Annotated in this window: 14 protein-coding genes; 6 read left to right on the top strand and 8 right to left on the bottom strand. The window is 65.3% G+C overall.

Annotated elements, in window-relative coordinates:
* Positions 1 to 83 precede the first annotated feature (83 nt).
* Complete coding sequence (locus AC56QP_RS29510) at positions 84 to 1,316, top strand: cytochrome-c peroxidase (RefSeq protein ID WP_489863487.1); 1,233 nt, start codon at positions 84 to 86, stop codon at positions 1,314 to 1,316.
* A gap of 72 nt (positions 1,317 to 1,388) precedes the next feature.
* Here AC56QP_RS29510 and add read toward each other — a convergent pair whose 3' ends face one another.
* The 4 genes from add to AC56QP_RS29490 all read right to left on the bottom strand — a co-directional run bounded on the left by add (position 1,389) and on the right by AC56QP_RS29490 (position 4,998).
* Complete coding sequence (gene add / locus AC56QP_RS29505; protein ID WP_489862282.1) at positions 1,389 to 2,381, bottom strand: adenosine deaminase; 993 nt, start codon at positions 2,379 to 2,381, stop codon at positions 1,389 to 1,391.
* A gap of 236 nt (positions 2,382 to 2,617) precedes the next feature.
* Positions 2,618 to 3,676 (bottom strand): Gfo/Idh/MocA family protein, encoded by a 1,059-nt coding sequence (locus AC56QP_RS29500; protein WP_489862283.1) that lies wholly within the window; start codon positions 3,674 to 3,676, stop codon positions 2,618 to 2,620.
* Between the two features lie 34 nt (positions 3,677 to 3,710).
* Positions 3,711 to 4,160, bottom strand: coding sequence for a hypothetical protein (locus AC56QP_RS29495; RefSeq protein WP_489862284.1), 450 nt, complete (start codon positions 4,158 to 4,160; stop codon positions 3,711 to 3,713).
* A 133-nt stretch (positions 4,161 to 4,293) separates the two neighbouring features.
* A complete protein-coding gene (locus tag AC56QP_RS29490; RefSeq protein ID WP_497100947.1) occupies positions 4,294 to 4,998 on the bottom strand; it encodes an SDR family oxidoreductase in 705 nt (234 codons plus the stop codon).
* A 128-nt stretch (positions 4,999 to 5,126) separates the two neighbouring features.
* Between AC56QP_RS29490 and AC56QP_RS29485 the strand changes: the two genes are divergently transcribed.
* Both AC56QP_RS29485 and AC56QP_RS29480 read left to right on the top strand, forming a co-directional pair.
* Complete coding sequence (locus tag AC56QP_RS29485; RefSeq protein WP_489862285.1) at positions 5,127 to 6,029, top strand: LysR substrate-binding domain-containing protein; 903 nt, start codon at positions 5,127 to 5,129, stop codon at positions 6,027 to 6,029.
* Between the two features lie 253 nt (positions 6,030 to 6,282).
* Complete coding sequence (locus tag AC56QP_RS29480) at positions 6,283 to 7,095, top strand: class I SAM-dependent methyltransferase (RefSeq protein WP_489862286.1); 813 nt, start codon at positions 6,283 to 6,285, stop codon at positions 7,093 to 7,095.
* A 112-nt stretch (positions 7,096 to 7,207) separates the two neighbouring features.
* Here AC56QP_RS29480 and AC56QP_RS29475 read toward each other — a convergent pair whose 3' ends face one another.
* Positions 7,208 to 7,783: a cytochrome b gene (locus AC56QP_RS29475; protein ID WP_489862287.1), complete on the bottom strand. Its 576-nt coding sequence runs from the start codon at positions 7,781 to 7,783 to the stop codon at positions 7,208 to 7,210.
* Positions 7,784 to 7,877: 94 nt separating this feature from the next.
* On the bottom strand, positions 7,878 to 8,366 hold the full coding sequence (locus tag AC56QP_RS29470) for a MarR family winged helix-turn-helix transcriptional regulator (protein ID WP_244529728.1): 489 nt from the start codon (positions 8,364 to 8,366) through the stop codon (positions 7,878 to 7,880).
* A 112-nt stretch (positions 8,367 to 8,478) separates the two neighbouring features.
* On the opposite strand from AC56QP_RS29470, the gene AC56QP_RS29465 reads away from it, so the two are divergent.
* Positions 8,479 to 9,294, top strand: coding sequence for a p-hydroxycinnamoyl CoA hydratase/lyase (locus AC56QP_RS29465; protein WP_091581651.1), 816 nt, complete (start codon positions 8,479 to 8,481; stop codon positions 9,292 to 9,294).
* A 43-nt stretch (positions 9,295 to 9,337) separates the two neighbouring features.
* On the top strand, positions 9,338 to 10,852 hold the full coding sequence (locus tag AC56QP_RS29460; RefSeq protein ID WP_489862288.1) for an AMP-binding protein: 1,515 nt from the start codon (positions 9,338 to 9,340) through the stop codon (positions 10,850 to 10,852).
* Positions 10,853 to 10,865: 13 nt separating this feature from the next.
* Here the strand turns inward: AC56QP_RS29460 and AC56QP_RS29455 are convergent, their stop codons facing one another.
* The gene (locus AC56QP_RS29455) at positions 10,866 to 11,591 is read right to left on the bottom strand and encodes a 3-keto-5-aminohexanoate cleavage protein (RefSeq protein ID WP_489862289.1); all 726 of its coding nucleotides are present in this window, start codon (positions 11,589 to 11,591) and stop codon (positions 10,866 to 10,868) included.
* A 189-nt stretch (positions 11,592 to 11,780) separates the two neighbouring features.
* On the opposite strand from AC56QP_RS29455, the gene AC56QP_RS29450 reads away from it, so the two are divergent.
* On the top strand, positions 11,781 to 11,975 hold the full coding sequence (locus AC56QP_RS29450; protein ID WP_489862290.1) for a hypothetical protein: 195 nt from the start codon (positions 11,781 to 11,783) through the stop codon (positions 11,973 to 11,975).
* Between the two features lie 49 nt (positions 11,976 to 12,024).
* Here AC56QP_RS29450 and AC56QP_RS29445 read toward each other — a convergent pair whose 3' ends face one another.
* Positions 12,025 to 14,121, bottom strand: a complete 2,097-nt coding sequence (locus AC56QP_RS29445; RefSeq protein WP_489862291.1) for an EAL domain-containing protein — start codon at positions 14,119 to 14,121, stop codon at positions 12,025 to 12,027.
* Positions 14,122 to 14,265: the final 144 nt, after the last annotated feature.

Raw genomic sequence — 14,265 nt, 5'->3', positions numbered from 1 at the left:
GTGCGGCCTTAAGTCCCGGGCGAAAAGGCGGACCGGACGACATGGCGGCAGGACAATGGAAGAGGATCATCATCGCCGCATCGATGCTCGGCAGCGCCGCGATTTTGTCGGCAAGCATTGGCCGCGCCGGGACCGGCAGCGTCCATCCCGGGCCGATGTCGCGGGCCGATGCCTTCGCCAGGGCGCAGGCCCTGACGGCGCTTGGCCGTAAAATGTTCTTCGATCCGTCACTGTCTGCCTCGGGCAAACAGGCCTGCTCGTCCTGCCATGACCCGCATCATGCCTTCGGCCCGGCCTCGGCGGCACCGGTCGAGATGGGCGGGCCGCGTCTCGACCGGCCGGGGTTGCGCGCCGTGCCTTCGCTTCGCTACCTGCAGGCGGTGCCTGCCTTCACCGAGCATTTCCATGATTCCGAGGACGAAGGCGACGAGAGCGTCGACAACGGCCCGACCGGCGGCCTGACCTGGGACGGCCGCGTCGACCGCGGCAAGGATCAGGCCAAGATCCCGCTGCTGTCGCCATTCGAGATGGCCAACAAGGACGCCGCCGCCGTCACCGTTGCCCTGCGCAGGGCCGCCTATGCCGATGCATTCAAGGCTGCTTTCGGCGACGACGTGTTCGACCACCCGGACGACGCCTTCGACGCCGCCGCCGAGGCGCTGGGCACCTTCGAGCAGAGTGCCGCCGACTTCTATCCCTACTCCAGCCGCTACGACGCCTTCCTCGCCGGCAAGGCGACGCTCACGGCGCAGGAACTGCGCGGCCGCGCGCTGTTCGAGGACGAGACCAAGGGCAATTGCGCCAGCTGCCATCTGAGCGAACCCGCCAATGACGGCGAACCGCCGCAGTTCACCGACTATGGCCTGATCGCCGTCGCCGTGCCGCGCAACCCGGCCATATCGGCCAATGCCGACCCCGCTTATTTCGATCTTGGCCTGTGCGGACCGCTGCGCACCGACTTCCTCGGCCGGGCGGACTATTGCGGCCTGTTCAAGACGCCGACGCTGCGCAACGTCGCGCTGAGAAAGAGCTTCTTCCACAACGGATACTTCCACACGCTGCGCGACGCGGTCGCCTTCTATGCCAGCCGCGACAGCGATCCCGGCCGCTGGTACCCGAAAAACGCCGATGGCACGGTGCGCGAATATGACGATCTGCCAAAGGCTTACTGGCCCAATCTCAACCAGGATCCGCCCTTCGGCGGGAAGCCCAGCGACAAGCCTGCACTGACCGACCCCGAGATCGATGCCATCGTCGCGTTCCTGCAGACGCTGACGGACGCGGACCAGCAGGCCGAGCCGGTACCGGCGAATTGAATCCTTGCCGGTTGGGCTGGAAGAACCGCAAGGACCTTCCTGCCGGAATGGCCAGGAACCGGTAGCGGCCCCCTAACTCCGCCAGACCGCCAGATCGGCCAGGATCCGCGCCTTCAACGCTGGGTCGGCGTAGCTCGCATGCACGGATGTCGCGGCGAGCTGGCGGATGGTTTCGCTGTCCCAGGCGAAGGCCTCGGCGCAGGCGGCATAGGAGGCTTCGAGCGTGGTGTCGAGCAGCGACGGATCATCGGTGTTGATCGAGACGAGGACACCGGCCTTGCGAAGGGCGTCGAGCGGATGTTCGGCAAGCGACGGATAGACGCCGAGCGCCAAATTGGAGATCGGACAGACGCCCAGGGGAATCCGCTTGCGCGCCAGCAAGTCGACGAGCTCCGGGTCCTCGATCGACCGCACGCCGTGGTCGATACGGTCGGCGGCCAGCAGCTCGATCGCGTCGCGAACACCTTCCGGGCCGCTCGACTCGCCCGCATGGACGGTGCGCCGCAGGCCCGCCGCGCCGGCACGGCGAAACGCCTCGGCGAAGCGCGGTCCGGTGCGGCCGGCAGCCGCTTCGTTGCCGTCGATCGACAGGGCAACGACGCGCTTGTGCCTGATCGCGCTCAGCAACTCCACCAGTTCGATCGCTTCCGCCGCCGACTGGGTGCGAAGCAGGCTGACGCAAAGTCCGACCGGCGGGTGTCCGTCCTGCTCGGCGGCCGCGAAACCCGCATCGAATGCGTCGATCATCCGGGGGATGTTCTTGTGCCAATGCGGCCAGTGCGTCGGGTTGACGATGACGTCGGCGTAACGCACGCCGCTTCGGCCCATGCGCTGCGCGAACTTGTAGGCCGTGGTGGCGAGTTGCTCGCGCGTCCGGAATGTGCCGCACAACCAGTCGAGCATCTCGAGGAAGCTCTTGAGGTCATGGGCTTCGAAGAGCCTGTCGCGCGGCGCACGCAGCGGAATGCCGGCCTCCTCGCAGTTCCTGATCACATCGTCGGCCTCGAAGCAGCCCTCGACGTGGATATGCACTTCGGCCTTCGGCAGTCCGATGAAGTCGGTCAATGACGCCTCCCATATTGGCAAGCGTCATCAAATCATGAAACGACCGGCCCCCGTTTCAAGAAATGATTGAAAGAATTGCGCGGCGCTGCACGGGAGCTGGTTCCTCTCCCCCACGAAGTGGGGGAGAGGTGGCTCGGCGAAGCCGAGACGGAGAGGGGCCGCGCCCTACGAAAGCCCCCTCTCCGTCCGCTTCGCGGCCACCTCTCCCCCGCCTCTGGCGAGGGCGAGGAAAGGAGCTACTGCGTATCCGCGTTGGCCCTCAGCTCGGCGCGCTTCTCATCCGACACCACCGCCAGGTCCAGCACCTTCTGCAGCCCGGCGGCATGGCGGAAGGACGGCTCGGCCTGGACGCCGCTCTTCACCGCCTCGACGAAACGCTGGTAGTTGGTCGCCACCGTGCCGGCGTCGAGCACTTCCCATTTGGCGTTCTCGACATTCTCGCCGACGCAAGCCTTGAGCACCGAACCGTCGAGATTGTGCACCACCTCGATGCCGCCTTTGTCGCCATAGATGCGCAGGCGAAGTTCGTTGAGATGGCCGGTCGCCCAGCGGCTGGCATGCACCACGCCGAAGGCACCGTTGGAAAAATCCAGCGTCATGGCGAAGCTGTCATTGGCGTCGAGCCCGTATTCGCCGATGCGGTTGCCGGGCGCCTTGTCGAAGGCGCGCAGCCGGCAGAAGACGTGATCGATGTCGAGAGCGGCACCGTAGCTGGCGAAATCGAGGATATGGATGCCGACATCGCCGAGCACGCCGTTCGAACCGTGGCCGCGCGACAGCCGCCAGAGCCATTTCGGATCGCTGCGCCAGTCGCCCCAGAATTTCGACACCAGCCAGCTCTGCAGGTAGGAGGCCTCGACATGCCGGACCGTGCCGATTTCGCCCACCTGCACCATCTGGCGGGCCTTCTGCAGCGCCGCGACGTTGCGATAGGTGAGGTTCACCATATTGACGATGCCGGCGGCCTCGGCGGCGTCGGCCATCTCGGTGGCCTTGCCGAAATTCTCGGCCAGCGGCTTTTCGCACAGCACCGGCTTGCCGGCGGCGATCAGCGCCATGGTGGTCGGGTGATGGATGCGGTCCGGCGTGACATTGGCCACCGCGTCGAAGGCACCCCATTCCAGCGCCGCCTCCAGCGAGGTGAAGCGGTTGGGAATCTTGAAGCTGTCGGCGAATTCGCCGACGCGCGCCGCATCGACATCGACGGCACCGACGATGTCGACGCCCTCGATGGCGCTGAAGCGGCGGGCATGTTCCTGCGCCATCCAGCCGGTGCCGAGTATCAAAAGCCGCATGTGTTGCTCCCTGAGGATATCGGAATTCGCCGTCTCAAAGGTGCTGCCAGATCACCTTCAACGGCGAGCCCAAGGCTTGCTCGATCGCCCGCAATTGCTCACTGGCAACGGAGGTCACCCCAGGGCTGACGACCGTAAGAGCGCAGACGCCGAACGCCGCCGGCCAGACATACCGCAGGTCGTTCAGCGAGGTATTCCTGTGGCAGCATGGCATGGTGACGGACAGATCTTCGAAGCGGGACGCCGCGGCTTCATTCATCGCTTCACCCCACCAATCTTCCAGATCGCTGGCGCAGAACGGGCAATGAACGCTTTCCGTGTTGGCTCCGGCGTCGAAGAACGTCACGCCTTCCTCATATTCGACGGCGACATGGCCGGCCATCGGGAACAAACCGCGTGCAACCTTCACGGCCGCCGTGGCAGCCGTCTCGTCGGGATGCCAGTGCGGTTCATTCGGCACCAGGCGCAGAAACGTGTCGGACATGGCCCCTCCTCATCATGAGTCGAGGATGACGGTTCGAAGCATGTCACGCAATGGCCGACTGCCGATTGACCAGGTACGACCACTACTTGATGTCAGTGCTCGCCGACATGCGGCGCCTGTCATTGGCTTGCCATCAAATAGCGCGGATGATGCCCCCGTCGACACGAATGTTCTGGCCGGTGATGTAGCCGGCGCCTTCCGACGCCAGGAAGGCGATGGTCGCGGCGATCTCCTCGCTCGTGCCGTAGCGCTGCATCGGCACGCTGTCGCGGCGCTCCTCGGTGGCGGGCAGGCTGTCGATCCAGCCGGGCAGCACGTTGTTCATGCGCACATTGTCGGCGGCATAGGTGTTGGCGAATATCTTGGTGTAGGCGGCAAGCCCGGCGCGGAACACCGCCGAGGTCGGGAACATCGGGCTGGGCTCGACCACCCAGGCCGTCGAGATGTTGATGATGGCGCCGCCCTTCTGCTTGACCATGTGGGGTGCCACGATGCGCACCGGCCGGATGACGTTCATCAGATAGACATCGAGGCCGGTGTGCCATTGCTCGTCGGTAATTTCGAGGATCGGCGCGCGCGGCCCGTGGCCGCCGCTGTTGACCAGCACGTCGATGCGGCCAAAGCGCTCGAGCGTCAGGTCGACGAGACGCTGCAGATCGTCGTTCGACTGGTTGGAGCCGGTGACGCCGAGCCCGCCCAACTCCTTGGCCAGCGCCTCGCCCTTGCCCGACGAGGACAGGATGGCAATCTTGAAGCCGTCCGCCGCCAGGCGCTTCGCCGCCGCCGCCCCCATGCCGCTGCCGCCAGCCACCACAACAGCCACTTTTTCTACACTCATTGGATTTTCCTCTCGGGGTTGGCAGGACTCTGCAAGCAGTGTTTTCGGGATCCGGGCGGTGATATAGCTGGTTTTCTCGCCCGGTTCGAACCAGAATGCCTGAAATCAGCCTGTAGAAAAGCTCCTGCATGCCCGAAGCCTTCCTGAGCCTGCCGCCACTGAATGCGCTGCGCGCCTTCGAGGCCTCGGCGCGCCATCTCAACTTCCGCATCGCCGCCGAGGAATTGAACGTCACGCAAGGCGCGGTGGCCCAGCACATTCGCGGGCTGGAGGCCGATCTCGGCACAAAACTGTTCGAGCGGCTGCCGCGCGGCCTGGCGCTGACCGACGAGGGCCGCGCCTATGTGCCCAACATCCGCCGCGCCTTCGACCTGATCTCGGAGGCGACGCTGCTGTTGCGCCCCGAGCCGGCGCGACTGACGATCAGCGTGACGCCGAGCTTCGCCACCAAATGGCTGATCCCCAGGCTGCAGGACTTCATGGCGCACAATCCGCTGGTCGACCTGCGTGTCCTGGCCAGCGAAAGCCTGTCGAGTTTTCAAGCCGATGGCGTCGACATCGCGGTGCGGCAAGGTCGCCCTCCCTTCGGCGCCGGCCTGATCGTCGACCTGTTGTTCGCGCAGCAGATCATCGCCGTCTGCAGCCCGGCCCTGCTTCCGCACGGCGCCGTCGAGATCGCGGCGGCCGAGATCCAGCATCATGTCCTGCTGCACGACGCGCACAATCTGTGGCCGGAATTCATGGAAAAGGTGGTCGGCCTGAAGATGACGACCGAACTGAAGCGCATGCGCTTCAACCAGACGAGCCTGGCCATCGACGCCGCCATCGCCGGCCAGGGCATCGCGCTGGCCAGCCGCTTTCTCGTCGCCGCCGATCTCGCCGCCGGCCGGCTGATCCAGCCGGTGAGCGGCGAAATGCGCGGCACGCAGGATTTCCAACTCGTGGTGCCGAGAAGACAGCGCCATCCCGAGCCGACGCGGGCCGTGCGGCAATGGCTGCTCGATGCGGGAGAGAAACAGCCTTTGTCGTGAGCCCCCGCTCTCTGCCTGTTTGAGCTTTTCCGAAGACCGGCACCCGCTATCGGGATCATGCTCCGGCTGGATCGGCGGCAAGGCGTCCGGCTTCCCATTGGCGATCGCGTAGGCATGCTTCTCCCGGACACTTACGCGGAGTTAAGCCGACATGGCCCACATATGCTGTTGGATGCCTTTCGGTCGAAAGCGACCCAGGGCAATATTTATATGTTAATCTCGCGAGCCATCGAACCAACGGCGGGAGATAGCGATGTTGGAAGCGGACAAGGTTTTTGCTGGCTCGATTCCGGAAAACTACGACCGCTATATGGTGCCGTTGATTTTCGAGCCGTTCGCCGCGGATCTTGCACAACGAGCAGCGTCCTTGTCGCCCGGCGCCGTCCTGGAAATCGCCGCGGGCACCGGGGTTGTCACCCGCGCACTGGCGCCACGACTGTCCCCTGGCGCAACCTATGTCGTGACCGACCTCAACCAGCCGATGCTCGACTACGCCGCTTCGCGACAAGCGCCCGACAGTCGCATCGAATGGCGCCAGGCGGACGCCATGGCGCTGCCGTTTGAAGATGCGGCCTTCGATCTTGTTTGTTGTCAGTTCGGCGCGATGTTCTTCCCCAACCGCACATCCGCCTACCGCGAGGCAAAGCGAGTCCTGAAGCCCGGAGGACATTTCTTGTTCAACGTGTGGGATCGCATCGAGGAGAATGTCTTTGCCGACGATGTGACAAATGCTCTCGCAAGGATGTTTCCGGACGATCCGCCGCGCTTTCTGGCACGCACGCCGCACGGCTACCACGATACGGCACTGATCCGCAGCGATCTGGAAGACGCGGGTTTCTCCCGTGTGGTGATCGAAACGAGGGCCGAACAAAGCCGTGCCTCCTCGCCGCGCCTTCCGGCCGTTGCTTACTGCCAGGGAACTGTTCTTCGAAGCGAAATCGAGGCCAGGGACCCGGGAAAGCTGGAAGCTGCAACCGACTATGCCGCCTCCGCGATTGCGGACAGACATGGCAGCGGCGAGGTTGCCGCCAAGATTCAGGCACACGTAGTCGTGGCTCAGGTCTAGGGCTATCCACGAAAGACCGTGAGCGGTTTTTCGTCCGGAATTGGGTCAGGACGAAGAGATAGAGGTGCGGGAACACCCGGTTCCGGCACTTCTCGACATTCCGGGGCGGGCATCAGGGCCGCGCTTGCCGCCCCAGCCCGGACGAGGGGTTGGCCAGGCCCGGCACCATCTGGCTCAGCACGCGATCGCGAAGGATGACGTGGTGGTAGATGGCGGCCGCGGCGTGCAAGCCTGCGAGCCACAGGATGATGTCGCCGAGCGTGCCATGGATCTCCGCCAGCGACGTGCCCCATGTGCCGGAAAACGGGCCGATCGCTCCGAGGCCGTAGACCGTCACCGGGTGGCCGCCAAACCATGCGCCGAGCATAGCGGTCGCCGGAACCGCGAACAGGAGCGCATAGAGCGCCCAGTGTGTTGCCCTCGAGGCGAGGTCCATCCACCCGGGCATGGGAGGAGCGTCCGGAATGCGGTCGAACAAACGCCAGATCAGGCGGATGACCAGCAACCAGAAAACGGCGAAGCCGAGCGACTCGTGAAGCAGCAGCGTCGAGGCGTTGGCGGTTGAATAGACGCGCGTGGCGGGACCACCTTCCGAGACCAGGAAGGCGATGAGCACGAGCAAGGCCGTCAGCCAGTGAAGCGCCTGGGCGAGGCTTCCGTAGCGGGTTGCGGTACCAGATAGCGACATGCGAGAACTCCTGAACGCAGCGGCGGACGATCTCCGCACCGTGCCCCCATTTCAATCGTTCCTCAAGCGACATCGAAGGCGATGCGGCAGCTCCTCAGTCTTCGTCCGTCCAGATCAGGCGCAGCATGCGCAGCAGCGTTGCCCGATCCTTTTTCGTCAGCCGATGCAGGAACCGGTCCTCGTGCCGGCGAACCTGTTGCCGCCATCTGGGCATAGCCTCCCTCGCGGCCGGCGTCAGGGTCAGCACCCGTACGCGCTTGTCCTCGGCATGGTCGTCGCGCTCGACCAGCCCACGCTCCTCGAGCTCGGCCAGCAGCGGCGCCATGTTGGCGCTCTTCATGCCGAGCAGGCGGCACAGTTCGGCGGCGCGGATGCCGGGCCTCTCGTCGATCAGCGCCAGCATGCCATAAGTGACCGGGCGCAGCGCCGCATCGGCCAGCTCGACCGCGAAATCATTCAAGGCGAAGGCCGAGGCGCGCCTCAGATTGTAACCGATCTGCGCGTCGAGCGCGTCCTCGGCCATCGCACCCCGCGCGGCTGTACTGGCGTGAACCTCTGTGTCATCCATGGTATAATCGATCACCGCGATCGCCTCCTCTTGTCAAGCGAAAAAGACTATGCGACATAGCAATCGTGATAGCTATGTTACATAGCGATTTTCATCAATGTCGATGCGAAACGGGAGGACGCTGACCATGACCGAAGAGACCGTTGCCTTCGATGTCGAGAATGGCATCGCCTGGGTGCGCTTCAACCGGCCGGACAAGCGCAATTGCATGAACCCGGCGCTCAACCGGCGCATGATGGAGGTTCTCGACGAGCTGGAATTCCGTGACGATGTCGGCGTGCTCGTACTGTCGGGCGAAGGCAGCGCCTGGTCGGCGGGCATGGACCTGAAGGAGTATTTCCGCGAGACCGAAGCCAAGGGGCTCGGCGCCGTCCGCAAGGCGCAGTCCGAAGCCTATGGCTGGTGGCGGCGCCTGCGCTGGTACGGCAAGCCGACCATCGCCATGGTCAATGGCTGGTGTTTCGGCGGCGGCTATGGCCCACTCTTCGCCTGCGACCTCGCCTTCGCCGCCGACGAGGCGCAGTTCGCCCTGTCCGAGATCAACTGGGGCATCCTGCCGGGCGGCGGCGCCACCAAGGTGGTTGTCGACCTGCTGTCGATGCGCGATGCCATGTACCACGCGCTGACCGGCGAACTCATCGACGGCAGGAAGGCCGCCGCTTGGAAGCTGGTCAATGAAAGCCTGCCTCTGGCCGACCTGAAGGCGCGCGTCACCGAGGTTGCGAACATCTTGCTGAAGAAGAACCCGATTGCGCTCAAGGCGACCAAGGATGCCATCCGTCGCGTCGCCGAGATGACCTACGACAATGCCGAGGATTATCTGGTGCGGGCGCAGGAGGCGGCCAATTTCCATGACAATTCGGGCCGCAAGGAAGGCATCCGCCAGTTCATCGACGAAAAGAGCTACAAGCCGGGCCTCGGCGCTTACGACAAGGCCAGATGACGCCACGATAAACCCATCGCCGCAATCTGGGAGGAGATGCGAAATGCCGGCCTGGACGACGCCAGATCCCGTGGCCCTGCACGCCCGGACGCAGCCGGATCGTGTCGCCTGCGTCGACCTGGCATCGGGCCGAAAATGGACCTATGCGGCGCTAGATACAGCCATCCAGCGCGCCGTCGGCGTCCTTGAAACCGGCCACGGCATCGAACCGGGGCAACGGATCGCCACGCTTGCCCGCAACAGCGCCGATCTCCTGATCCTGCAACAGGCCGCCATGCGGCTCGGCGCCATCTTCGTGCCGCTCAACTGGCGGCTCGCCAGTGCGGAACAGCGGGCGATCCTCGAGGACTGCGATCCGGTATTGCTGCTGCATGACGCCGCGCCCGAAATGGCGTTGCCCAGGGGCTGCATGCCAATCGGAGTCCCGGCCTTCGCTGAAGCGGTCGCGGCGCGGGCACCGGCGCCGCGCCGCCCCTTACCGGCAGGCGACGCGCCGTCGATCATCCTCTACACATCGGGCACGTCGGGCCGGCCAAAGGGCGTCATCGTCACGGAAGGCAATGCGTTGGCGACCGCGGTCAATTTCGGCGTGCTGGGACGGGTCGCCAATGCCAGCATCTTTCTCTGCGACGCGCCGATGTTTCATGTCATCGGCCTCATCACCAGCCTGCGTCCGCCGCTGCTGCAGGGCGGCACGGTGCTGATCTCACCCGGCTTCGATGCCGGTCTCACCAACCGTCGCCTCGCCGATCCGACCGTTGGCGTCACCCACTATTTCTGTGTCCCGCAGATGGCCAGGATGCTGCGTGAACATCCGGACTTTGCGCCGGCGCGCTGGACATCGCTCACCGCCATCTTCACCGGCGGCGCGCCAAATCCGGCCGCCAATATCAACTGGTGGCTGGAACAGGGCGTGTGCATGGTCGACGGCTTCGGCATGACGGAAGCAGGCACGGTGCTTGGCATGCCGGTCGAGGCCGACCGGATCGCCCGCAAGGCGGGCTCGGCCGGCCTGCCGGCGCCAACGATCGGCCTGCGCATCGTCGACGAGGATGGCCGCGACGTCGCCGCCGGCGAGCCAGGCGAGATATGGCTGTCCGGTCCCTCCATCACATCAGGCTACTGGAACCGGCCGGAAGAGACGGCCTCCGCCTTCACTGCCGATGGCTGGTTCCGCACCGGCGATATCGCGCGGCGGGACGACGAAGGCTTCGTCACCCTTGTCGACCGCCGCAAGGACATGTTCATTTCCGGTGGCGAGAACGTCTATCCGGTCGAAATCGAGATGGTGCTGCTCGACCATCCCGACATCGCCGAGGCAGCCGTGATAGGTGTCGCCGATCGGCGCTGGGGTGAAGTCGGGCGCGCCTTCGTCGTGCTGAAGCCAGGTCGTGTTGCCGATCCGGCGGCGCTGGCCAGCCATTGCGGCGCCCGCATCGCCCGCTACAAAGTGCCGAAGGAATTCCTGATCACGGATGTCCTGCCCCGCACCGCATCCGGCAAGATCCAAAAACACATTTTGCACACCTGGACAGCACCAGCCAGCGGGCACAACTGAAGCAGACCACCAATCAGCCCGCCGGCGCGCCGCGAAAAATCGCCGCGGCGGCCTCGACGATTGCCGCATTGTCTCTCGCCGTCCCGCCATCGGCCAGCGTCTTGCCGTCCTCCAGCCCGACGCGCGTCGACCAACGCTTGCGGTGCGCAAGCTCGACGAACCGCCAGACCGTGGCGTCGACGCCATGCAGCAGGATCGGCCGCCGCACCCCGGCGCGTTCGAGCACGGCGGCGATGCCATGCGCCTCGTCCAGCGCGGCCGGCAGGTCCTGGATGTCGATCTCGATCAGGATGCGCAGCACCCGGTCGCGGCCGGCAACGCCAACGAAACGCTCGGTATCGGCAACGGTAGCGAGCCCGGCCTCGATCCCGACGCCGCGCTGCCGCAGCAGCTCCATCACCCCGGGCGCGTCGGCCTCCGACAGATTGACCGAGGCGTAGTCGGGCAGTTCCCGCCAGCCCGCGATCGCGGCGCGGGTCCGCTCGGCATCGTTCTCGATCCAGGCGCCGGTCGACACGCCGATGAGCGTGCCCTGGCAGGCCTGGCGCACGGCGAGGACCGTCGCATCGACAGCCGCCAGGCTTTCGTGCCCATCGGCGCCGCGCGGATGGATGTGCAGTTCTGCCGCTCCGGCGGCGACGCAGGCCGCCGCGTCGATGGCCATCGCCTGTGCGTCGAGCGGCAGCCTCGGGTGGAAATCACGCGAGCGCGCGCCGTTGATGCAGGCCTGGACAATCATTGATCTCGCCTCGGTCAAGAGTGACCGCACTCTAGCCGCGCGGCAAGGCACGGCAAAGAGTTGGGTGGCGCGACTCCTGACAGGCCTGGCAAGATTTGGCGGCATTTGAATAAAAGCCGCCTGTGGATATTTACCTCGCGTTCCGCCCCGTCCGGCAACCTATATTAGGGCGGGATCATGGAGGGACCCTTGACCAGCGATTTTTCGGCAGCCCGTGTCCACCTCGAACGAGCCTATTACTATCTGCGTGGCGACGACGAAACGAGCCGCGCGGCATGTGACACCCTCGATCTGTTGATCGAAACGGTGACGGAAGCCCAGCACATGCGACCCAAGGCCGGTGTGCTGGAGTTTCCGCTATCGCCGGCGCGGCAAGCCGGCTGAAACGTGTTCAGGTGAGGCCGGCCTCACCTGAACCTCGACACGCCGCGGGTCACGAGGCCTTGCGGGCCGTCGCCACCCCAGTCGCGCGCGCGACAATCTGCTCCAGAGGCTCCGGCCGGTGCAGCAAAAATCCCTGGCCGAAGGCGACGCCCATGTCGCTCAGCATCGTCAGTGTGTCGTGCCGTTCGATCTTTTCGCCCACCACATTGCAGCCGAGGCTGCGAGCGATGCTGGTGATGGCCAGCACGATCTCACGGTCGAAGCGACTTTCCGTGATGTGCTGGATGAAAGAGCCATCGATCTTGATCGTGTCGACAGGAAAGCGCCGGAGATATTCGAACGAACTCATGCCGGCGCCGAAATCGTCGAGGCTGACCCGGCAGCGGCGCTCGCGCGCCTTGCGCACGAACTGCTCGGCGGCGTCGAAATTGGTGACGGCGGCGGTCTCGGTGATCTCGAAGCCGATGGCCGAATGCGGCGCGCCGGTCTCGTCGATGACGCTGTCTACGAACTCCCAGAGCTGCGGATCGCTCAGCGTCTGCGCCGACAGGTTGAAGCCGAGCGTCAGCGCACCCGAGCGCAGGGCCGCGCCATGCCGCGACAAAACGGTGCGGATGATCCAGCGGTCGAGCCTGGAGGCGATGCCGAACCGCTCGGCAACTGGAATGAACTCGCCCGGCGGCACCAGCCGCCCGTTGCGCCCGACGAGCCTGGCCAGCACTTCGACATGGCGGCTCTCTTGCCAGGGCCTGCCGAGCAGATGGATTTCCTGGCCGAACAGTTTCAGCCGTCCGTCTTCCATGGCGTCGACCGTGTCGGCGGCGACGCGCGCCGCGTTGAGCCCGCCGGACCCCGATTCCACCGTCGCGGAGAACACCGCGAAACGATTGCGCCCGGCAGCCTTCGCCGCGTAGCAGGCGTCGTCGGCGCAAGCCAGTGCGTCGGCGACCGTGGTGGTGGCGTCGTCGATGAAGGCGATGCCGATCGAGGCCGCCAGCTTGCGCGCCGACGCGGCCGTGCCAAGGTCGGCCTCACGCACCGCGCCGAGCACGGCGGTTGCGATCCGCTCGGCCTGCGAGGCATCGCAATGCGGCACCAGCAGCGCGAATTCGTCGCCGCCCAGCCGTGCCGCGTGCGCCGCCCGCGGCAGGCTGGCGCGGATGCCGGCGGCAACGCTCTTCAACGCCTGGTCGCCGGCCGCGTGGCCGGCAAAGTCGTTGAGCGCCTTGAAGTAGTCGAGATCGACATAGAACACCGCCAGCGGCGCACCCGCCGCGATATGGTCGGCGAGCAGCCGATCGAAGGCGGAGCGGTTCCACAGGCCGGTCAGCGCATCATGACGGGCCGCATAGGCAAGCTCCATCTCGCGCAGTTTTTCCTCGGTAATGTCGCGCACGGTGCCGAGGATCTGGCCCGCCGACTGCGTGTCGGCGATGAACCGCACCAGCGATTCGACATGGCGGACCTCGCCGTCGCGCTTGATGATGCGGTATTGCACGGCGACGACGTCCTGCGTGCCGATCGGTGCCAGATGCGCCTGCTCGGTCGCCGCCTTGTCCTCGGGATGCAGGAACGTATGCCAGAGGTCGTCGGTCACCTCGTCGGTATCGGAGACCAGCCCGAAGATGTCGCGCGTGCGCTGGTCCCAATAGCTTTTGTTGGTGTCTAGGTCGTGATGCCAGATGCCGGTGCCACTGGCGGCGAGCGCCAGGCGGAAGCGCACATTGACCTGCTCGAGCTCGGCTTCGGCGGCTTTCTGCTTGGAGATGTCGGTCTGCACGCCCATCAGCCTGACGGGTTTCCCGGACGCGTCGCGCTCGACGATGCCACCGCGATCGAGCACCCACACCCAGTGGCCGGCTTTGTGCCGGAGCCGCAGTTCGGTCTCGATGGCGTCGGTCTGTCCGGCGATGTGACGGTCGCCGCTGGCCAGCGCCCGCTCGCGATCATCGGGATGGGTCAGCTGCAGCCACAGGTCGCTGGTGTTGGCAAGTTCGCTTTCATCATAGCCCAGCATCCGCGCCCAGGTCGCGGAATAGAAGCATTCTCCGGTCCGAAGATCCCAGTCCCAGACGCCGAGATGGGCGCGTTCCAGCGCCTTCGCCCAGAAGGCCCCATTGCGATTTTTCTTGTCCTGACCCGTCATCTTCTGTTTCGCTCACCTCCATCAAGCGGCAATCTGCAGCAAAACCAGAGAAGAAAGCGTTACTTGGTCGCGGACGGACGGCAGACCCGGCCTCTCCTCCACCATCCTCATCGTTCGCCTTTCGATTGGCCGGCAAGAACCGGA

It is taken from the genome of Mesorhizobium sp. RCAM 05104 (genome assembly GCF_059683645.1).
The sequence above is the reverse complement of the archived record's forward strand: the minus strand, read 5'-3'. Positions and strand labels throughout refer to the sequence as shown.

Coding starts and splice junctions, on each gene's coding strand:
- AC56QP_RS29475 (WP_489862287.1), bottom strand. CDS start 7,783: ATGTCGCTATCTGGTACCGCAACCCGCTACGGAAGCCTCGCCCAGGCG.
- AC56QP_RS29500 (WP_489862283.1), bottom strand. CDS start 3,676: ATGCGGCTTTTGATACTCGGCACCGGCTGGATGGCGCAGGAACATGCC.
- AC56QP_RS29485 (WP_489862285.1), top strand. CDS start 5,127: ATGCCCGAAGCCTTCCTGAGCCTGCCGCCACTGAATGCGCTGCGCGCC.
- AC56QP_RS29460 (WP_489862288.1), top strand. CDS start 9,338: ATGCCGGCCTGGACGACGCCAGATCCCGTGGCCCTGCACGCCCGGACG.
- AC56QP_RS29445 (WP_489862291.1), bottom strand. CDS start 14,121: ATGACGGGTCAGGACAAGAAAAATCGCAATGGGGCCTTCTGGGCGAAG.
- AC56QP_RS29455 (WP_489862289.1), bottom strand. CDS start 11,591: ATGATTGTCCAGGCCTGCATCAACGGCGCGCGCTCGCGTGATTTCCAC.
- AC56QP_RS29495 (WP_489862284.1), bottom strand. CDS start 4,160: ATGTCCGACACGTTTCTGCGCCTGGTGCCGAATGAACCGCACTGGCAT.
- AC56QP_RS29465 (WP_091581651.1), top strand. CDS start 8,479: ATGACCGAAGAGACCGTTGCCTTCGATGTCGAGAATGGCATCGCCTGG.
- AC56QP_RS29480 (WP_489862286.1), top strand. CDS start 6,283: ATGTTGGAAGCGGACAAGGTTTTTGCTGGCTCGATTCCGGAAAACTAC.
- AC56QP_RS29510 (WP_489863487.1), top strand. CDS start 84: ATGCTCGGCAGCGCCGCGATTTTGTCGGCAAGCATTGGCCGCGCCGGG.
- AC56QP_RS29490 (WP_497100947.1), bottom strand. CDS start 4,998: ATGAGTGTAGAAAAAGTGGCTGTTGTGGTGGCTGGCGGCAGCGGCATG.